The sequence below is a fragment of the Paraburkholderia sp. SIMBA_054 genome, assembly GCF_046534875.1.
GTDB lineage: Bacteria > Pseudomonadota > Gammaproteobacteria > Burkholderiales > Burkholderiaceae > Paraburkholderia > Paraburkholderia hospita.
The window spans coordinates 16,059-35,808 of sequence record NZ_JAWRXV010000004.1 but is presented as its reverse complement, the minus strand read 5'-3'; the positions used below and the strand labels follow the sequence as shown (position 1 = coordinate 35,808).

At 61.9% G+C, this 19,750-nt stretch carries 17 protein-coding genes and 1 pseudogene; 5 read left to right on the top strand and 13 right to left on the bottom strand.

Translation table 11 applies throughout. From position 1 onward, the window contains the following. Positions 1-4 precede the first annotated feature (4 nt). A complete protein-coding gene (locus tag SB822_RS06125; RefSeq protein WP_410854297.1) occupies positions 5-2,248 on the bottom strand; it encodes a SulP family inorganic anion transporter in 2,244 nt (747 codons plus the stop codon). A gap of 185 nt (positions 2,249-2,433) precedes the next feature. Further along, on the bottom strand, positions 2,434-4,056 hold the full coding sequence (locus SB822_RS06120; protein WP_079488058.1) for an NAD(P)/FAD-dependent oxidoreductase: 1,623 nt from the start codon (positions 4,054-4,056) through the stop codon (positions 2,434-2,436). An 838-nt stretch (positions 4,057-4,894) separates the two neighbouring features. Between SB822_RS06120 and SB822_RS06115 the strand changes: the two genes are divergently transcribed. Together SB822_RS06115 and corA are read left to right on the top strand one after the other, a co-directional pair. Then, positions 4,895-5,647 carry a tetratricopeptide repeat protein gene (locus SB822_RS06115; protein WP_079488059.1) on the top strand — a complete coding sequence of 251 codons (753 nt, stop codon included), beginning with the start codon at positions 4,895-4,897 and terminating at the stop codon, positions 5,645-5,647. Positions 5,648-6,292: 645 nt separating this feature from the next. Then, positions 6,293-7,264, top strand: a pseudogene (gene corA / locus SB822_RS06110) (magnesium/cobalt transporter CorA). A 229-nt stretch (positions 7,265-7,493) separates the two neighbouring features. Here the strand turns inward: corA and SB822_RS06105 are convergent. Both SB822_RS06105 and SB822_RS06100 read right to left on the bottom strand, forming a co-directional pair. After that, a complete protein-coding gene (locus tag SB822_RS06105; protein WP_007730370.1) occupies positions 7,494-8,645 on the bottom strand; it encodes an MFS transporter in 1,152 nt (383 codons plus the stop codon). Positions 8,646-8,679: 34 nt separating this feature from the next. Then, on the bottom strand, positions 8,680-9,462 hold the full coding sequence (locus tag SB822_RS06100; RefSeq protein WP_410854296.1) for a DeoR/GlpR family DNA-binding transcription regulator: 783 nt from the start codon (positions 9,460-9,462) through the stop codon (positions 8,680-8,682). Positions 9,463-9,667: 205 nt separating this feature from the next. On the opposite strand from SB822_RS06100, the gene SB822_RS06095 reads away from it, so the two are divergent. Continuing rightward, on the top strand, positions 9,668-10,459 hold the full coding sequence (locus SB822_RS06095; protein ID WP_086915530.1) for a PhzF family phenazine biosynthesis protein: 792 nt from the start codon (positions 9,668-9,670) through the stop codon (positions 10,457-10,459). Positions 10,460-10,535: 76 nt separating this feature from the next. Here the strand turns inward: SB822_RS06095 and SB822_RS06090 are convergent, their stop codons facing one another. From SB822_RS06090 to SB822_RS06065, 6 genes are all read right to left on the bottom strand, one after another. Continuing rightward, the gene (locus SB822_RS06090; RefSeq protein WP_114221784.1) at positions 10,536-10,835 is read right to left on the bottom strand and encodes a hypothetical protein; all 300 of its coding nucleotides are present in this window, start codon (positions 10,833-10,835) and stop codon (positions 10,536-10,538) included. Then, positions 10,832-11,206 (bottom strand): phage holin family protein, encoded by a 375-nt coding sequence (locus tag SB822_RS06085; RefSeq protein WP_410854295.1) that lies wholly within the window; start codon positions 11,204-11,206, stop codon positions 10,832-10,834. The genes SB822_RS06090 and SB822_RS06085 overlap by 4 nt, the downstream gene beginning before the upstream one ends. Before the next feature lie 54 nt (positions 11,207-11,260). Then, the gene (locus SB822_RS06080; RefSeq protein ID WP_007580822.1) at positions 11,261-11,527 is read right to left on the bottom strand and encodes a CsbD family protein; all 267 of its coding nucleotides are present in this window, start codon (positions 11,525-11,527) and stop codon (positions 11,261-11,263) included. Between the two features lie 322 nt (positions 11,528-11,849). Then, on the bottom strand, positions 11,850-12,008 hold the full coding sequence (locus tag SB822_RS06075; RefSeq protein WP_007730341.1) for a hypothetical protein: 159 nt from the start codon (positions 12,006-12,008) through the stop codon (positions 11,850-11,852). Between the two features lie 223 nt (positions 12,009-12,231). Then, the gene (locus tag SB822_RS06070; RefSeq protein WP_410854294.1) at positions 12,232-12,483 is read right to left on the bottom strand and encodes a hypothetical protein; all 252 of its coding nucleotides are present in this window, start codon (positions 12,481-12,483) and stop codon (positions 12,232-12,234) included. A gap of 84 nt (positions 12,484-12,567) precedes the next feature. After that, on the bottom strand, positions 12,568-13,989 hold the full coding sequence (locus tag SB822_RS06065; protein WP_039900293.1) for a DHA2 family efflux MFS transporter permease subunit: 1,422 nt from the start codon (positions 13,987-13,989) through the stop codon (positions 12,568-12,570). 164 nt (positions 13,990-14,153) lie between these two features. On the opposite strand from SB822_RS06065, the gene SB822_RS06060 reads away from it, so the two are divergent. Continuing rightward, positions 14,154-14,609: a cupin domain-containing protein gene (locus SB822_RS06060; RefSeq protein ID WP_007580817.1), complete on the top strand. Its 456-nt coding sequence runs from the start codon at positions 14,154-14,156 to the stop codon at positions 14,607-14,609. A 68-nt stretch (positions 14,610-14,677) separates the two neighbouring features. Here SB822_RS06060 and SB822_RS06055 read toward each other — a convergent pair whose 3' ends face one another. From SB822_RS06055 to SB822_RS06045, 3 genes are all read right to left on the bottom strand, one after another. Beyond that, positions 14,678-14,953, bottom strand: a complete 276-nt coding sequence (locus SB822_RS06055) for a hypothetical protein (RefSeq protein WP_007580815.1) — start codon at positions 14,951-14,953, stop codon at positions 14,678-14,680. Between the two features lie 145 nt (positions 14,954-15,098). Then, the gene (locus tag SB822_RS06050) at positions 15,099-16,364 is read right to left on the bottom strand and encodes a leucine-rich repeat domain-containing protein (RefSeq protein ID WP_007580813.1); all 1,266 of its coding nucleotides are present in this window, start codon (positions 16,362-16,364) and stop codon (positions 15,099-15,101) included. An 81-nt stretch (positions 16,365-16,445) separates the two neighbouring features. Next, positions 16,446-17,501 carry an NAD(P)/FAD-dependent oxidoreductase gene (locus SB822_RS06045; RefSeq protein ID WP_410854293.1) on the bottom strand — a complete coding sequence of 352 codons (1,056 nt, stop codon included), beginning with the start codon at positions 17,499-17,501 and terminating at the stop codon, positions 16,446-16,448. A gap of 621 nt (positions 17,502-18,122) precedes the next feature. Between SB822_RS06045 and SB822_RS06040 the strand changes: the two genes are divergently transcribed. Further along, positions 18,123-19,163: a helix-turn-helix domain-containing protein gene (locus SB822_RS06040; protein ID WP_410854292.1), complete on the top strand. Its 1,041-nt coding sequence runs from the start codon at positions 18,123-18,125 to the stop codon at positions 19,161-19,163. Positions 19,164-19,750 lie beyond the last annotated feature (587 nt).

Here is a 19,750-nt window from a genome sequence, read left to right as displayed (position 1 = left end):
ACGATCAATACGCGGCGCGCAGCGCTTCATCGGCAACAGCGAGCCGCGACGCAATCGTCTTGACCAGAAAGCGGTGAAACTGCTGTGCAGTGACGGGGTCTTCGCGTTCGAGCGCGAGCAGTGTGGGCACCGACAGACGGTGAACGCGCGTCGCCGTTTCGGCGATCACATCGGCGCTTCGAGTGGTCTGCGTGTACACGGCCATTTCGCCGACCACCGTGCCGGGGCCGAACGAGCGCAGCCGCACCAGCCGGCCGTCGGGCAGCGGCAGCGAAACGGCGACGCGTCCGCGCTCGACGATATACAGCGCGTCGCCCGGCTCGCCGCGCGAAAACAGGTGCTGACCTGCGTCGAGATCGCGTACTTCGAGGCACTCACATAGCCTTTCCAGCGCAGATGGCGTGAAATGCGGAGCGAGTGTCGTACGGAAATTCTGTTCCCCCGATAGTTGCATCGCGGGACCCGATCCGAGCAGCGTGTCTTCGATCCATTCGAGACCCGCATCGAGCGTGGCGAACTCGTGTATCCGCAAGTTCAGCGTACCTGTCCTCACGAGCAGACTGCGCGAGCGCGCCGGCAACGCGGTGAGCACAAGGTCGGCGCCCGATGACGCGCATAGTTGCCGCAGCTTCACGAAGGCGATCGATACCGACGCATCCATGCCGTTGGTCGACGCGAAGTCGAGCACGATGTAGCGCACGGATACGGCATCTTTTGCTTCGAGCCGTTCGCGCACGCGTTGCAGAATCGAATTCGCGGTGCCGAAGAACAGAAAGCCCTGCAGGCACATCCCGCACACCTGCGTGCCGAGTTCGCGCAAACGCGCGGCATCCTCGATACTGCGCTCGACGGTCGAGGTGCGCGTGGTCGCATCGAATGCCATGCGCACGCAGCTAACGCGTCCATACAGCAGCGTGAACATCACACACGCGGCAATGACGCCCGCGATCACGCCCGCAACGACGCCATAGAGCGCCACGACGGCAAGCATGCCGGGCACGAGCGCGTACTCGTACCAGCTGAGCCTTGCATACGCACCGATCAGCCATTGCATCAGTAGCCGCAGCCCCATGAAAAGCTGCAGCCCGACCAGCACGGGGACGGGAAAGAGGGCCACCAGATCGGGCGATACCATGAGCGCAACAAGGCACGCGAGCGCCGCGAATACGCCCGCCATGCGGCTCGTCGCGCCGGCGCGCGCATTGAGCATCGAGCGGTTGTACGACTGATAGCCGACCATCCCGCCCAGCAACCCGCTCGCGATGTTGGCAAGGCCCGCCGCGCGCATTTCGCGGTTCAGGTCGACGTCCTCGCCTGTTGCCGCGCCGATGGCCGTCGAGTTCATCAGGATCGTGATCGCCGACGCAGACGTCACGACGAGCGTCTCCGGCAGATGCGCCGCGATCGCGGCCCAGTCGATGGCGCCATTCGCGAGCGGCGCGGGCATGTGCATATCCGGGAAGAAGTGCAGCTTCACGTGGGGCAGCAGCAGGCCCATGTTGCGCGCATCGTCGATGGAGAGTCCGGCGAAGTGCAGCGAAAGATAGAACAGCACGATCCCGCACGCGAGCACGAATGGCAGCGCGGCAATGTGCTGCCGGCCGCGCGTGAGAACGGTGGTGAGCACGCCGATGAACAGCGCCGGCATCCACGCGAGCCAGTGCAGATGCGTGATCAGGGGCAGGGTGTGCCACTGCGGCGACGCGCCCGTCAGCACGCGGAATGCGCCCGCCAGCAGCAGATAACCGGTGCCCGCCAGAAATCCGCCGACTACGGGATACGGCAGGAACTGCAATGAACGGCTGCGCTTCGACGAACCGATCGCGTACAGCACGATGCCCGTCATCACCGAACACAGGGCGATGGCGATCAGTACAGTCAGAAGAATAGTTTGCGGCGAGCCGCCGTCAGCACGCACGCTGCTCGCGACGCCTGCTGCCACGCCCGCGAGAAATGCCGTCGCGTTGCTGTCCGGCCCGGCGATATTCAGGCGCATCGAACTGGTCAGCGCGATCACCAGTGCCGTGACGATGCAACTGACCAGCGCGGTAGGCACGCCGAGTTCGGCGTAGCGCGCGAGGTCCGCGCTGAAGATCAGCGTGCCTAGGCTCATCGCGTAGCAGAGCATGACGAGCGTCGAGACGGCGCCCGCCGTCAGGTCGCCGAGCAGGCCGGCGGTCGTCATGCGCGGTGCGGCACCGCTTGCAGACGCAGACTCGGACGCGGAACCTGTGGCACCTGGCTTCACGGCGCTCCCCCGGAACGCGCGGCGCCGGGCACGAGGGGGCGACCGCGCGACCCAGTATCCGCCGGCCGTCTCGCGCCTGTCAAACCGCCGCTACACGAGCGCCGGCCCCCGGGTTTTCATGCTGACATTCGAATGTCGGCTTCACTGAGCTATGGGACCTTCGCGCGCCGATCCTGTCCGGCACTTCAGGGCATGTGCGCCGATGTCAGATTGAGTGCCAACGCTTGCGCCACTTCGATGCCGTCGATGGCCGCCGAATAGATACCGCCCGCATACCCCGCGCCTTCGCCGGCCGGATACAGACCGTCGACGTTCATGCTTTGGAAATCGTCTTTGCGTCGAATCCGCAGCGGTGACGACGTGCGCGTCTCCACGCCGGTGAGCACTGCATCGTGCATCGCGAAGCCTGCGATCTTCTTATCCATCTGCGGGAGTGCTTCACGGATTGCTTCGATCACGTAGTCGGGCAGCGCGGTGCTGAGGTCGGTCGGGCGCACGCCCGGCTTGTACGATGGCACCACCGCGCCAAGCGATGTCGACGGCCGGCCGGCGATAAAATCTCCGACCAGTTGACCCGGCGCGTGGTAATCGCCGCCGCCGAGTTCGAATGCGCGCTCTTCCCATTTGCGCTGGAACGCGATGCCGGCCAGCGGACCGCCGGGATAGTCTTCCGGCGTGATGCCGACGACGATACCCGCATTCGCGTTGCGCTCGGCCCGGGAATACTGGCTCATGCCATTGGTGACCACGCGGCCCGGCTCGGAGGTCGCCGCGACCACCGTGCCGCCAGGGCACATGCAAAAGCTGTAGACGGCCCGTCCATTACTGCAGTGATGGACCACCTTGTAGTCGGCCGCACCGAGTTGCTTGTGGCCCGCAAACTTGCCGAAGCGGCTGCGATCGATCAGCCCCTGCGGATGCTCGATGCGAAACCCCAGTGAAAAAGGCTTGGCTTCCATATAAACGCCGCGATCGTGCAGCATCTGGAAGGTGTCGCGCGCGCTGTGGCCCACGGCCAGCACCACGTGATCGCACCGCAGCGTTTCGCCGTTCGAGAGCTTGAGCGAGCGCACCTTGCCCTGATCGATTTCGATGTCCTCGACCCTGGTTTCGAAGCGCACTTCGCCCCCCAGTTCCTCGATGTTGGCGCGCATTTTTTCCACCATGCTGACGAGGCGGAAAGTGCCGATGTGCGGCCGGCTCAGATACAGGATGTCTTCCGGTGCGCCCGCCTTGACGAATTCGTCCAGCACCTTTCGGCCGTAGTGGTTCGGATCCTTGATCTGGCTGTATAGCTTGCCGTCGGAAAACGTTCCGGCCCCGCCTTCGCCGAACTGCACATTGGATTCCGGGTTCAGTACGGACTTGCGCCACAGGCCAAAGGTGTCCTTGGTGCGCTCGCGCACGGCTTTGCCGCGTTCGAGGATGATCGGACGGAACCCCATCTGCGCGAGGATAAGTCCTGCGAACAGGCCGCACGGCCCCATGCCGATCACGACCGGGCGCAGGGAATCTGTGTGCTCGGGGGCCTTCGCGACAAAGTGGTACGCCATGTCCGGCGTCGGTCCGCAATGCGGCTTGCCGGCCATCCGCTTGAGCGCGGCCGCTTCGTCCTTGACTTCGACATCGACGATATAGGTCAGCTTGATGTCTGAGCGCTTGCGTGCGTCGTGCGCACGGCGGAACACGGTGTAACGGAGGAGCCCGTCTGCCGGCACGCCGAGATCCGCGAGGCGCGCGCGAATCGCGGCTTCGAGATCGCTCTCGGGATGGTCGAGCGGGAGTTTGACTTCGCTTAGACGTAGCATGAGTACTGAAATGTGATCACCACGGAATCGTGGCGGTGTTGAAACAGGTGGAGACCGGCATGCTGATGGCGGCGTTGTTCGCTACGTGGGCATCCCGGATGCAGACCTTCCATCGGCGGAAAAAGCTGTACGCGGGGCTGCAAACTGACCAGGCCGGACAACTCAAGCAACTTCTTCACGATGAGAAACTGAAGCGAGCATGGGTGGGGAAGGTTGTTCCGCCCCGAAGTCATCATCAGGCAAGCACGCGACCGGATCGTACGATGACCGGGGGCACATGAAAGGGGGCAAGCCTGTCCATCGAACGATCCCGCCAAAGCCGCCATCTTGCGGCGTCCCATTGCCAACCCGGAAGGCGATGAAGCTGATGCAAGCCTGGACGCCGAAACCGCCTGCCTCATAGACGCCGACGCGCCGCGCTAACCCCGTCCTGCCCGGGCGCCCGGCAAATTCCGTGGAAATTCGACCGGCGACCTGCCGTGCCACGCCTTCCGCCACCGCGTCTCCAGCCCTCTATTATAGCGGTGCAAGCGGGTGGCTTGTGCGAAGCCACGCCATGTGGGCGTGGCCGCGCTCGTTGTTCAAGCTGGCCAGCCTGAGCACCTATACATGAACGTCGCGCAGAAGACAGCCGCCAGAGGCAAAGGATCATAGCGACGTTCTACGCACACAGTGTCGCTTTCCGGGGCGCAGGTCGGGTCTGTAGTTGGCTCACCAGGAGTGGCGCGGGAAGGCGCCAACGGAGCTACCAGGCATGGCAGCTCGCTTCTGTCACAATAACGCTCGGCCGTTTCGCTGACGTACCGTCGGCAGCGCCTTACAACTGAGCTTCCCGTCAATGCGCATCTTCGGAATCAGCCTTTACGTCATCATCGCCCTGTTCTTTGCGGTGCATGCCGTGCGCAACCAGCAGAACATGTACTGGCTGCTGATCCTGTTCCTTTTCCCTGGCCTTGGCAGTGCGGTCTACTTCTTTGTCATTTACTTGCCCTCCCTGCGCCAGTCGCGTGGGGCAAGGACGGCAACGAGGGCCATTTCGCAGTTTGTCGATCCCAACCGGGCGGTGCGCGAGGCGCGCACGTATTTCGATCGCGCGCCGACCGTCGAGCATCGCATGCGTCTGGCTGCCGCGCTTCTCGCTGCAGGAAATGCCGCCGAAGCCCTGGAGCATTACCAGGCAGCGGCCAGCGGGCCATTCTCATCCGATCCGGCTCTGCTCCTGGGGCTGGCGCGTGCGCAGTTTGCCAACGGCAATGCTGCGGCCACGCAGGACGTGCTGGAAAAGCTGTTCGCCGCCGATCCTCTCGCCCGTCGGCAGCCGGAGCCTGCCTTGTTGTATGCGCGGGTTCTGGCCGCGCTTGGCGCGCCAGGCACACGCGCCGCGTTCGATATCGCGCTCGCGAGCGCGAGCGACGCCGCACCGCGTTGCCTGTACGCCGATTGGCTGGTGGCGCAGCCCGACGAGGCCGACCGCCAGCGTGCGCGCGAACTTTACGCTGAGATCGTGCACGATGCCAGGCATTGGCCACGCCACGCCCGCGAACATAACAGCGAGTGGCTGCAACGGGCCCAGGCCGCCCTAAGCCGATAATCCACGGGCGACCTTCGCAAGCGACGGGATGTGGGCATTCGGGCGTCTGTCCGCCCGAAAGAAGCGGCCATTCAAATTGTGGGACGGGAGGCACTTCATCGGCCTGAGGCGACCGGTGGTGGCCCTGACTGCGCCACGCGGAAGTGTTCACGTAAGCGGTCATCCGGGCGCGGATGACTTATCGAATGGCTCCGATCGGTGAACGCCGCAGGCTGCCCGATCTTTCCCGCCATCTCCGGCGCGCCTGCGCCACAGCTGACCAGATGGTGGGCGACCATCTCATCGGCGTGGAGACCAGGATTCGCGATCTGACGCGGCTTCGAGAGGCGCTTCGCGAACTCAGTGCACGCTCCGGCCGCACGGCTCGACGTTGCTGGCTCTGGATCGTCGCCAGATGACGTCTGCGCACGGTCAATTCTGGAGCGCTACCTTTTTGTCAAAACATGTGCCGCCGGTAACGCCGTGCATGCTCCACCTGGTTGGGCCCGCTTTGCGACTGTTCGCGATGGCTTGACCGTGCATCTGGTCGCGACGCTACGTCGGCGCCCACGTTGATTGCAGTTTGACAGACTGGGAACCTGGCTCATCAGCACGCGACCTGGAACCCAACCGAGGATCCATCGAGACAACACGAAGGAGCAGAAAATGGGCATGGTCGTCAACAGCATTGCTTACCGGGCGGGTCGACGCTTGGGCGACGTCACCATCGACGACATCAGCGAGGTGTTGAAAGAGCCGGACACATTCGTCTGGGTGGGCATCTGGGAACCTGACGACGAATTTCTGCGCAAGATCCAGGAGGAGTTCAGCCTGCATGACCTTGCTATCGAGGACGCGCTCCAGGCACACCAACGGCCCAAGATCGAGGCGTACGGCGACTCGCTCTTTATCGTGGTCAAGACCGCGCAACTAGTAGATGGTGACGTGCAGTACGGCGAGACTCACCTGTTTGTGGGGACAAACTTCCTCGTCACGGTTCGACACGGCGCCTCGTCAAGCTATGCCGCCATTCGTACGCGTGTAGAGGAGAATCCGAAGCTGCTGAGCAAGGGTCCAGGATTCGCGCTGTATTCGATACTCGACTTCGTGGTCGATAACTACCTGCCGATCGTCAGCCGGTTCGAGGAGGAACTCGACCGCATCGAGTCGGACATGTTCAAGTCCGACTTTGACCAGGTGGCAGTTGCGAAGCTATACGACCTTCGGCGCCATCTCCTCAAACTGCGGAATGCCGCGGTTCCGATGGACGACATTTGTAATCAACTCATCCGGTTCCATGAAGATATTGTTCCGAAGGAATTGCGAGCCTAAGTGCGCGATGTCCAGGATCACGCGCATCAGATAACGACCATCACGGACGACATGCGCGAGATGCTGACTAACGCCATGCATGTCAATCTGGCGCTCGTGTCTGTGAGGCAGAACGAGGTCGTCAAGCGACTGGCCGGGTGGGGCGCTATCCTCGCAGTACCAACGGTGATCTTCAGCCTGTATGGGATGAACTTCGAGAGCATGCCCGAACTGAAAACTGCCTGGGGTTATCCGGTGACATTGTTTGCCACGGTTACGGGTTGCCTTGTGCTGTTTCGGAAACTCAAATATGAGCGTTGGTTGTGAAAGTCACGCTATCTGACCGAGGACATTCGAACATATCGCGCCGGGCGACATAGACAGAGCGTGCTGACGGGCATACCGAAGGTCGCAGATTTGCCGGTTGCCGGTTGCCGGCGAAGGGCAAGGCGAGCTGCTGCATGCTCCTCCCGTCAGCAAGCGATTGATTGGACACGCAATTGCTCAGTGCGCTACGTCAAACCCGATCGCACACAAGCCAACGTCACACAGAAGCTCACGACAAGTCCACTTGCGACCGTTTCGCCGTAACCAACCGGGCACAACACGGCACAAGACAAAGCAGAGCAGCCAACATCCAGAACGCCCCCGGCAGTCCCACTCCATTCGCAACAAACCCCACACCCGCCGGGCCGACGAGATTCCCCGCATAACCGGTCGTCGTGATCGCGACGACAGCGAGCGCCGATGGCATCGCGCGTTGCGAGCCCGCCTGACGAAACAGCACCGGCACCACGTTGGATGCGCCAAGACCGATCAACAAAAAGCCTGCCATCGCAATCGCAGCGCTCGGGGCGGTCAACAGAACAACAAAGCCGCCCATCGCGACCCATCCACCCCAGAACACCATGGCGCGGTCCCCGACGCGTGCGGTCACCGCGTCGCCGCCCAGACGGCCAGCCGTCATCGCAACCGAGAAAATCATGTAACCGACTCCGCCTTGCGCAGCAGCCACCAGTCCCGCGCCCGTGATCAGCAGCGCGCTCCAGTCGAGCAGTGCGCCTTCGACAAGAAACGTGATTGCTGTGAGTCCGGCTAGCACCAGCACGATGCCGCGTGGCGCGACGAATAGCGGACCTTCTTTCGCGTGAGGCGTTTCGATCAGCCGTGACCGTGCAACGGCGATTGCGCCGAGCATCGGTATGGCGCATAACAATGTGCTTTCGAGCGGGCCGATGTGCATCGAAAGAAGAAAGGTCATCACCATCGATCCAGCAAAGCCACCGATGCTGAACAGCGCATGAAACCCCGACATCAAAGGCCGGCCCTCCGCCCGCTCGACATCGATCGCGTGGATATTCATCGCGACGTCGAGCGAACCGAGCGACGCGCCGAACGCGAGCAAGGCAATACCCAGTGTGAGCGGTGTGCTGACAACGGTCAGAAACGGGAGGACGACGGCCAGGCCGAATCCCGCCGCGACGATGATCGGCTTGCTGCCGTATCGCGCGCTGAGCGCGCCTGTGATCACCATCGCGATCACCGATCCGAGGCCGAGGCAAAGCAGCAGCAGGCCAAGCACGCCGTCATCGACGCCAAGCCGCTGCTTGGCGAAGGGCACGAGCGGCGCCCAGCACGCGACACCGAATCCGGCCACGAGGAAGGCAAGGCGCGTCGCGAGTCGGGCGGCGGGTCGGTCGAACGTCATTGTCACAGGTGTCCTGAATGAGTTGGCCGCGCGCTCACAGGCTGGCGGGCGGCTCGGCCTTCACAACCGACGGGCCGGATTTCGACAGGGCCGTACGCTCCGCGCGCGGCAGGTCGTGTTCGACGATCACGCATTCGATCGCCTTGAGCGTGGCGACCCGATGAGGCGCACGGGCGTCGAACTTGTCGGTGAGCGCGAGTACCACGCTGTGCTCGCTGGCCGCGAGGACCGCGCGTTTGAACGTCGCGTCGGCGAGACCGAATGCGCTGATCCCGCTCTTCGGCGATATTGCACACGAGCCGATGAAGCATCGATCGATATTCAACTGGGCGATGGCCTCCACCGCGCTCGCATCGACGCATCCGCCCACGGCCGGATCGACCGATCCACCGATCATGATGAGATGCAGATCGGAGCGGCGAAGCACGGCAGCGGCGATGTCGATGGAATTGGTCGCCACGGTGAGTTCGCTTTCCTCCGGCAACACGTCGACGAGCGCGAGATTGGTGCTGCCGCTATCGAGGAACAGAAGCTCGCCTGATTGAATCAGCGGCACGGCTGAACGAGCCAGCGCCGACTTGCGCTCGCGCGCCAGGTCCATGCGGGCCGCCATTGGTGCGGACGCGGGCGTGATCGGCAACGCGCCGCCATAGACCCTGCGGCAGCGGCCTTCCGTTGCCAGCGCGCGCAGGTCGCGACGGATCGCGTCTTCCGAAATATTGAACTCAGCAGCGAGCACGGCCGCGATGACAGGCTGGCCTTGGGCGAGCCGGTTCGCGATCTCGTCGCGTCGTGCGAGGGGAATGTCGTCATTCATGTTTGCATCATATCGTGCATGAACAAGAATGTAAACGTGCACAAACGTGCACGAATCGATCAAGACTCCGCGATGAAAAAAGCCAGGTGCGATCAGTTCGTCGTCAGCAGCGGACTGGAGACGTCGAGGCGGTGGACTCAACCCAGTGAGATGGAATGCGCGATAATTTCCACCTCCACGCAATTCGACAGCGACACGACCGACCATGAATATCCATCGCATGCTTTGCTTCGGCCGCAATGACGAGAGTGGCAACGCTGCGATCGTCGTCGAGGACTCTGCTCTGGCTGAACCGGAGCGGCTGAAGTTCGCCCAGCGGCAAGACGCAAGCGCTACGGTGTTTGTGGAAGCGGATGCGGCCGGTGACATGCAGCTCGACTACTACTACCCGCATGCCCGCAGCCCTCTTTGCCTGCATGCGACGCTTGCGGCGGGCGCGGTTTTCTTCGAGCGGCACCCAGACATCGGTTGCGTTCGGTTCGTCACAAGCATGCATCGGCAGACGCTCGAGGTCGAGCGCGTTGACGAGGGAATCTTCGTCGGCGTGAAGGCGCAGCCTTGCCCGGCGTTGACCAGTCATGTCGCGGAGACGGCGCGGTTGCTTCGCGTCGAACCGACTGACGTGATTGGTACACCCGGGCTCGCATCGGTGGGGAGCCCAAAGCTGCTGGTAGAGGTGGCAGAGCAATCCGTGCTGGTCGCCTTGCGCCCCGATCTCGAAGGCATTGCAGAATGGAGCCGCAAACACGGCGTTTCGGGCATGTACGTGTATTGCCGCCTTGATGACGGTATCTACGCGGGGCGGAACTTCAATCATCTCGACCCGCGCTTCGAAGATGCTGCGACGGGGGTGGCGGCTGGTGCGCTGGCCTTGTCGCTGAAGCGAAGCATTACGCTGCTGCAAGGCGACGCGCTCGGCCAGCCGTGTACGCTGATGGCGCGATACGCGGACGGGACGGTGCAAATTGGCGGGCGAGCGATCAGGACCGCAATCTGACACGTCCCGCCATCGCGCTGAGACGGACAGTTGCGTCAATACCCTGAACGCTTCTCCCGGCGGCGAACCGCGACGCTCAGTTCCCCGCGACACGCCGTACCGTCTTCGCGATCCACGCAACGAGCCCGTTGCGCACGACGACGCCGACGATCCTGCGCGGCCCTATCACCAGCGAACCGACAAGCACTGCCGCGAGCAGCGTGACGTTCGGCGCGATCGATACCAGCTCTCGCGCGCGCATCGTCAATGAAGGCCTGCTGGCGCCTGGAACCAGGCGCGCTGCTTCCCGCGCGGCAACCAGGTTCGCGCGCGATACGGCCATTCGCGCCCGCACGTCGGATTCAGCCGCGGCAAGCGCCGCCAGTCGCGAAGTCATTTCAACGCCTCCTTGACCGCTTGAAGGTCGTGGTGAATTTCATCCTGAAGCACGCGGAAAGAGCGCACCGGCTTTTGTGCACGAACGACGATGAAGGAAATCACGCACAACAGCAGCCACGCCGCCGCGATCGCCCACGCCACCTGAACGAAGTACGGCGTGGACAATGCCGTAGCGATGATCGCGATGCAGAAGAATGACAACGCAAACAATCCCGCGACCGCCAGCGCCACGAGCGCAATCACTTCGCGAGCGAGCTGGGCACGCGCCTGCGCCAGTTCGATGGAAATGAGTTCGCCGTAATCTGCCATCCGGTCCATGCAGAACCGGCTCACGGTGCTCCACTGGTTCACTTTGGATTGGATCGACATCTCACGGCTTCCTGAAAGTAGGGTGGCCTGCGCGGTCTCTCGTCCCAGGCTGGGTTAGTCGGCAGTGTCACGCCTCGATGACCACAGCGCGCCTATCACGAAGCCGATTGCAGTCGCGCCCGCCAGCACGGCAAGCGGGCGGGACGACATGGCGTCGCGCGCCAGGTCGGTTGCGTCCGCGCAGAGTTGTTGCGCCTTGCCGTGCAACTCATTCGCTTTGCCCTCGAGCTGCATCCCGACATCGCCTGCGAGCGAGCCGATTGTTTCCTTCACATTGCCCGCAGCTTCGCGAAGGGTACCTTCCGCCTTGGTCGTTTCCATTTGTCACTCCAGTTGAGCACGATGTGATAAACCGCCATGTCGACGACGGGACAGTGCAGCATCGGCGCACCGCCTGCGATGAGTTATGAGCAAGCACCGAACCCGACGCGTGCACCGGGTAATACTACGCTGTCGAATGCGTGGAGTGGCCGAGGGATCCGGCTCGGGAGTATGAGGCGGTGTGTCTGGAGTGTGCCGTAAGCGGTGACGCCAGGTGGGTCTGGCGGCACGGCGGCGATCGCGACAGGCGATGCGCCGCTGGACGTCGTTCCGGACGTCCGAAGGGAAGATGACCTGCGATGGGGAGTCGGTACTTCTCGGCCTAGCTGCCGGATTTATTGGGCTTATATAGCCAAACCAATAGCGCGCAGATGGCAAGCAACACTATCTTCGCGAAGAGCGTCGGTGCCAATGCCGCCAGCACCAGAAAGCACAAGAGCCAGATGATCTCGGCCGTCAGCAAGGCCAACCGTTTCTTCACGCCATCTCCTTGGTCTGCCAGCCGGCAACGCGTCCGAACGTCGCTGCACCGAGAAAAGAATCCCAGATTGTTCGCTGGGTCGCGGGCTGCGCGAAGTGCGCGACCCCCGCGAAGTATACTGGCACCATTAATGCATGGCGCGAAATTCATTCTTGTGGATCAGACAAAAATCGACGCGCGGCGCGCCAGGAGCCGCTGAGGTTCGACACGTATGAGTGGACGCTCAGCCCATCGCTCCGGCGCCGAAGCTGTCGTCTTCCTCGTCGTCCGCGTCAGGGTCGCCGCCTAACGATCGGATGCAGTCGTCGAGAAACTCCATCGTGACCACTTCGTATTCGAGCGTTCCGGGCGTGCAGTCTTCCGGGTTCGATTTGCCGCGGGCCTTGCGAATGGTGCGGACGCTCCCTTCGACTGCCTGCGCAACACGCCACATCGGGTCATCCGGGACGTGCTTGTCAAGTTCATTTGCTTTCATGCACCGGATATCGGCGATTGCAATTCAACCTTGAGCATAAAAATCCGCTTTATGCTCGATGTGGGACGAAACTGAGGCGTGCCTCTAACGTGACGCGGCGCTAAGCCTGTGTCCCGCATCGCGGGCGAGCCTTACATAGCCGTACACCGATACGATCGTCAACGCGCCCGCACACAGGAACGCGAAGCGGAAATCGTCGAGTGTGAACGCTTGTCCCTGACCACCGCCCGATCCGTTGACGGCCGCTGCCGCGCGCAGCGCCAGCGCGCCGAAGGCGATCCCGAGACCAATGCTCATCTGCGCCGCCGCGTTCCACAGCGTATTGGCCGCGCTCGTCTGTTCGGAGGGCACGTCCGCGTAGGCGAGCGTGGCCAGCGTGGAAAACTGTAGCGAACGCGCGAGCCCGTAGATGAACACGACCACCAGTACCCAGGCGAGCGGCGACGCAGGCGTCAGCACGCCACACGCGATGGTGAACACGCCGCATACCGCGCTACCGGCTATCGCAACGCGCCTGAAACCGTAGCGCCGCAGGATCCGCGTCGTGAGCGCTTTCATGCCGAGATTGCCGGTTGCGCTGACAAGCAGCAGCAAGCCCGATTTGAACGCCGACAATCCGAAGCCGATCTGGAACAGCAAAGGCATCAGATACGGCACCGCGCCAATGCCGATGCGCGTCAGCGTGCCTGTGACCACCGTGACAGAGAACGTCGGGATCTTCAGCGTGGTGACGTCGATCAACGGATGCCGCTGGCGGCGCGCCTGATAGAACGCGACAGCGCCGATCGCGAGCCCAAGGGCAATGATGCCGAGTCCGACGAGGGGATTCATGTCCGGCTGGCTAGCCACATCGGCGCCGTACAGAATGGCCGTCAACGCCGCACCGCTCAGCACGAGGCCGAGCGCGTCGAAGGGGCGGCGTTCGGCGCTGCGCAGATTCGGCACCCACTTGAGCACGGCGATGAGCACGATGAGACAAACGGGCAGGTTGAGCAGGAAGATCCAGCGCCACGACGCATAGGTCGTGATGAAACCGCCTACGGGCGGCCCGATCACGGGCGCGACGATGCCCGGCCAGGTGATCGTTGAAATTGCCTGCATCAGTTGCTTCCGGTCGATGCTGCGCACCACGGTCAGCCGTCCCACGGGCACCATCAGCGCGCCGCCGACGCCCTGCAGCACACGCGCAGCGGTAAATTCGACCACGTTCTGCGAAATGCCGCACAGCAACGAAGCGACCGTGAACGTGACGATGGCCGAGAAGAACACGCTGCGGGAGCCGAAGCGGTCCGCGACCCAGCCGCTTGCCGGAATGAAGATCGCGAGCGCGATCATATAGGCGCTCATGCCGAGGCTGAGCGCGTTGGGGCTCGTGCCGAACGAGCGCGCCATCGCCGGCAGCGCCGTGGCGATGATCGTGGTGTCGAGATACTCCATGAAGAAGGTCGCGGCGACGACATAAGGCAGCGGCCCGAGTGAACCTGAGCGTGATGGCGAGTCTTTCATGAGTCGGGTGGGAGTGCGTGCGCAGCGGTACGCGATCGTACGATGACCGCGTCCATTCTGCAAAAGAGGGCTTCCGCGCTGGAGGCGCCGAGAGCGAACAATGCCACAACAATCGGGAATACCGTGTTTGAATGGACTGTTCGCGTGGATTGACGGAGTCTTGCATGCCCAAAATCGACATTGCCGGCATACCGGAACTTCAAGGCACGGGGTATCCACCGCAGTATGCCGCGCGCAGCGCTGAACGCATTCGCCAGCGGCTGGGCGACGCCGGTGGACTGTTCGATTTTGGAGTGAACCTCATGCGCCTGCCGCCCGGCAACTGGTCGAGCCAGCGCCATTGGCACTCGGCCGAAGACGAGTTCGTCTTCGTGCTCGAAGGCGAGCTGACGCTGATCGAAGACGGCGGCGAAACCGTATTGCGCGCGGGCGATTGCGCGGCCTTTCCGAAGAACTCCGGCAATGGCCATCACATGATCAACAGGTCGAACGTGACGGCCCTTTACCTCGAAGTCGGTTCGCGTTCGGCCGCGGATGTCATCACCTGCTCCGACATCGACATGATGAGCCCCAGCAGCGACGGCCGTTTCCTGCACAAGGACGGCACGCCGTATTCCTGACGCTCATCATGCGAATGACGGCGGCGCGCGCAGCGGCGCAACCGTGCAACCGTGTACACCCGCCGCCGCTATTGCGCGGCTGTGAGCTTCAGGCTTGGCCGCGAACTGTCGACAGCGACTTCCTGCGGGATTTTGCGGCGGTCCGATACCAGCTCGATGCCCGCTTTTGCAACCTGTTCGCAGAACGCGATGCGGGATCGGTAATAGTCGGCTTGCAACTGCGCGTCCAGAACCCGTTGCTCCGCCAGGAAAAGACCCATTCGAAGCTCGCTCAAGGCCCGCTCGGCCTGCTTTTCTGGAGTCGGGGCGTGATGGGAAATCAGGTTTGCAAGCCAGTTAAGCATGAGCGTACCCTCCGGTACTCAAACACCTGGTCGAATTTCTCTGCCAGCGCGCATTTAAACGTCACGCGTGCTGTCGGATAAAGACTATCAAAAACCAGGCTGCTACTGTGTGACCTTGCGCACCTGTTGCGAAAATGTCGAATGCTCACCACACGATGCGCGTTTTCGGCAGCGCCGCCTTGAGTTCGTCGACGTTCCTGGCCTTGGTGCCATAGAGAACGAGTTCGCGCAATCCGGTGAGGCCCTTCAGCACGTCGATATCTTCGACAGGGGTGTTCGCGAGATACAGCTCCTGCAAATTCGTCAAACTTTTCAGCGAATCGATATTGCGAACTCTCGTGCGGAAAAGATTGAGCATGCGCAGGCTCTTCAGGTCTTTTAGCGCGTCGATGTTCTCGACGCGGGTGTCGGCAAGATTCAGCCTCTGCAGCGCGGTCAGTTCCTTCAACGCGTCGATGCTGGTGACCTGCGTGCGGGCGAGCACGAGCGTATCCAGTTGGCGCAAGCCGCGCACCGCGTCGATATCGTCGACCTTGGAGCCGTCCAGCACGAGCGTTTTCAGCGACGGCATGCCCTTTATCACGTCGATGTCGCGCAGCGGCGTGTTCGCAAGAAAAAGTGCCTGCATGTCGCGCAGCTTCTTCAACGCAGCGATGCTGTCGATCTGTGTCTCGTTGAGGTCGAGTGTTTTGAGGGCAGTGAGCTGGCCGAGCGCATCGATGTCACGCACGTTCCGCGCGCCGCCGAGTTTCAGTGTTTCCAGATGAGGCAGGTCTTCGAGCGGATCGAGATCCCGAACCTGGGTGTCGCGCAAGTCGAGTTGCCGAAGGTCGGTCAGATTCTTTAGCGCATCGAGATTCGAGACCCGCGTATCCCAGAGGGTGAGCGATTGCAGACCGGTCAGTCCTTTAAGCGCGGCGATGTTCTCTACTTCCGTGCGATGAAGTACGAGCCGCTTTAGCGAATGCATGTCCTTGAGTGCATCGATGTTCCAGACGGGCGTGCCCGTCAGGTCGAGCGAATCCAGAGTATCCAGTTCTTTCAGCGGATCGAGGTTGTCGATTTGCGTATTGGCGAGGTTCAGTTCGATCTTGCGGTCCGAATCCTTCAGGTGCGGAATAGCGGCCGCGACTTCGGATGCCGTCAGCGTCGGCTTTGCACGCAAGGCCAGGCAGGCGGAGTCAGGTGGTGCGGCAGAACCGTCGCTGTTGCTGCAGGTGGCCTTGATGAATCCGAGTTCGCCCAGCGCTCGTTCGTCCGGGCTTCTGCGCGACGAACTGAACACGGCGAACAGAATGATGAGCAACAGGACGACTGCGGCGCCGATGGCCCACGGTGTCGCGCGACGCCACGTGGGTGAACGCGAGTCTTCGATGTTTGGGTTCGTGCTTGACGGCGGCGTTTCGGACACGGAGCGCTCCGTTGGTTCTGGCTTCCTCCTTTATACACGAAGCGCGACGCGCATCCCGTCGCGGCAAAGGCGATCGATCTACTACGCGTGAGACGCGGCGACGCGCTCTGCCAGCTTCGTGTCATAGCTCGAATGGATGTGCACGCGTTTCTTGTCGGGAAACGCGTAGTTGTACGCCTTTCGAAGCGCGAGGGACGCCTCGTGAAATCCCGAAAGAATCAGCTTCTGCTTGTTCGGATAGCCCGCGATATCGCCCGCCGCAAAGATGCCGGGACACGTGCTTTCGTAGTTCGACGTGTCGACCGTGATGCGTCCGCCTTGTACTTCGATTCCCCACTTCGCTATCGGACCGAGATCGGCAACGAGACCGAACAACACCAGCACGTGATCGGCTTCGAGATGCGCAGAGCCTTCGGCCTGTCGGAGCTCGACCGATTGGAGTTGCCCATCAGGTGCGCTCAGGCTCGTGATCGTGCCGACCGCAAAATCCATTTCGCGCGCTTCGACTGCGCGGCGCATGTTGGCGACGCTGGAGTCCGCCGCGCTAAAACCATTGCGACGATGCACGAGCGTGACGTGCTGTGCAACCTTGCGCAGCGCCAATGCCCAGTCGAGCGCGGAGTCGCCGCCGCCCGCCACGATCACTTTCTTGCCGGCGAAGTCGTCGAGTTTGGGGACGCTGTAGTGAACGTGACGGCCTTCGAGCGGCGCGGCCTCTTCTAGCAGCAAACGCTGCGGGACAAACGACCCGTTGCCGCCCGCGATCAGGATGGCCGCTGCTTCGAATGTCAGTCCTTTATCGGTGCGGGCGAGCCAGTGTCCATTGTCGAGCCGCTCGACCGTTTCGACACGATGGCCGAGATGCAGCGGCGGAGCGAAGGGCCGGATTTGCTCGACGAGCCGGTCGACCAGTTCGCGCGCGGTGCATACGGGTATCGCCGGAATGTCGTAGATCGGCTTGTCCGGATACAGCTCGATGCATTGCCCGCCCACACGCTCGATGTTGTCGACGATCTGGCTCGACAGGCCGATCACGCCCGCCTCGAACGCGGCGAACAGCCCCACGGGTCCCGCGCCGATGATCAGCACGTCGGTGCTGATGGGTGAAGCGGGCGGCGTGTCTGCCGGAGTGGTCATGGGTGGTCCTCGGGTCGATGGCTGTCGCGTGTGTCAATGCACGATCTCACGATACAGACGCGGGCATGGGTCGGCAACGAAGGCACCATGGCGGACAGGGGTAAGCCGCGTGTGTCGACGGCGCTACTTTGAATCTTCCCTACGACGCGTTTGTGCGCTTTGTCGCGAGTCATCCGCGCGATTGAGCAAGAGTTGCAGGCAAGTGCAACGCTCTCTCATCGAATGAAAAACTTGCCGATTTGACAAATTCGGTTCCGCGAATTTGTGCACTCTACAAGACAAATCTTCAAAACACTGCGCACGTAATCTTCAAAACATCCCTTTCCATGCCATTTATCCGAGTGGCATGGATGCTGCTCTTCCAATGCGCCATGCATTGAATGCCCATTGTGAAGGGGTGAAGCAACGCCAGTCGATGGGTCCAGGACAACACACGTCACTACAACCGTTAGCCCGGAGGCGACGATGTTCGACGCAGCGCTTCTGCGCAATGACCTCGCACCAACCTTCAGACAGATAACCCTTCGGCGTCGGGCTGCGCTCGGGTCACGAGCCGATTTTCCGTTCGCGTTTAAGCGAATGCCTTAAACGATCGTCTTAGAAGTCATTGCATGCGCAGGCATGCCACTCACACAGCACGCGGGAGAGACCATGTTCGTCGAGAACAACTTGCAATGGATACTACACAAGCAGATCAGCGCATCATCAACCACACAACGCATCGCTTTCGTACTCACTGAATCGTGCGATCTGCTAGGGATAGGCGCCATCGCCGAGGCGCTTGAATGCGCGTGCTCGATGGCGATGAGCGAGACTTCGAAAAGATACGAGATGCGATTTCTGTCCGAAGCCGGTGGACATGTCAAATGCGATCGCTCGCTGTTCGTCGCGACAGATGAATTGCCGAAGAACGGTGACGAAACGTTCGCCCACGTGTTCGTCGCCGGTAGGGCGCATTCGGGAGCGGCCTGCGATACGCCTTCATTAGGTGGCTGGCTGCAACGAATGAAGGCCAATGGTGCGCGCATCAAGTTCCTCACAGCAGGCTTCGAAACGTCGAACGGAACCGACAATCAAGGCACGGTCAGCGGATACGAACAGACGCGCCGTCGAAGGGCGCAACTGGGTAATGCGGTCAAAGCGGCATTCGAAGTTATCCGCGCGGACTTCGGCGAATCGATCGCGCACGAAGCGCTGCGCTGCATATCATTCGTGGATTCAAGCGAATGGCTTTCGCCGTCCGTAGACGCAACCAATACGGCGGGGGACCGAATTCGCGCAGCGGCCCGGTGGCTGCAGGACAACTGCCATCGCGCCGTCAGTGTGAACGACGCCGCCGAAGCCTGCGCGATGAGCCAGCGGACACTGCTACGCAACTTTCAGACATACATTGGCGCGTCGCCGTCGGAGTATTTGCAACGAGTCAGGCTCGAGCGTGCGTGCCAGTTGCTCGCGGAGACTTCGCTGCCTGCGGACAAAGTGGCGCGACGCGTTGGACTGACCAATGGCGATAGACTTGGCAAGCTGTTTCGCCGGTGCGTGGGCAAGTCCCCAATCGAGTACCGTGCGTGGATGCGTGGCAACTCAGGTGCAAACGAAGCGAATGGCGGGACGGCGTGCAGTGTCGATCAGCAGTCGGCGCTCGCGACGTGTGACGAATAACGGGCGCTGCGCGCGGGGATAGCGCTGTGTGGTTCAAAAGGCGGTGCGCGACGTGTGTTCCGCACTGCCAATTTCGCCCGCTCTTATTGGATGGGGGGCGGGCGCCGATTGAGTTGAACCCTGGTTCGTTGAATGCATCCAGGGTCGACGCAGAGTGCCTGATATGGGCCGCGATACGCGCACGCATCGAGCGTCGTGTTTCGCGGCCCAATTGCTTGCATCCTGTCGTGCGGCATCAGCGTGTCATTCAGTGCTTCGTTAAAGACGTCGTAGTGCTGCGACTGCATTCTGTTGGGCGACCACGTACATCAAATAGAAAACAGTTGGCAGCGGCCCGACAACATGACGCCTTGCGCGTCGAACGGATTCGCTTTTCAATGCAGCAATTCTGTTTGTTTTCAACTGCCTGACGGAAGTTGGCGACAAACATAGCCCGGCTGGCACAACCCCTGCATTGGTAGCCGCGGGCACAACGACGGCCAGTTTGACGAGGCCGCCACGGCGTCAACAGCATTGCTCAGATTCCTGGAAAGTGTTGTTCGTTTGAGCCTCTTTGGCAGCGTGCCGCACGTCGGCCCTGCACATCG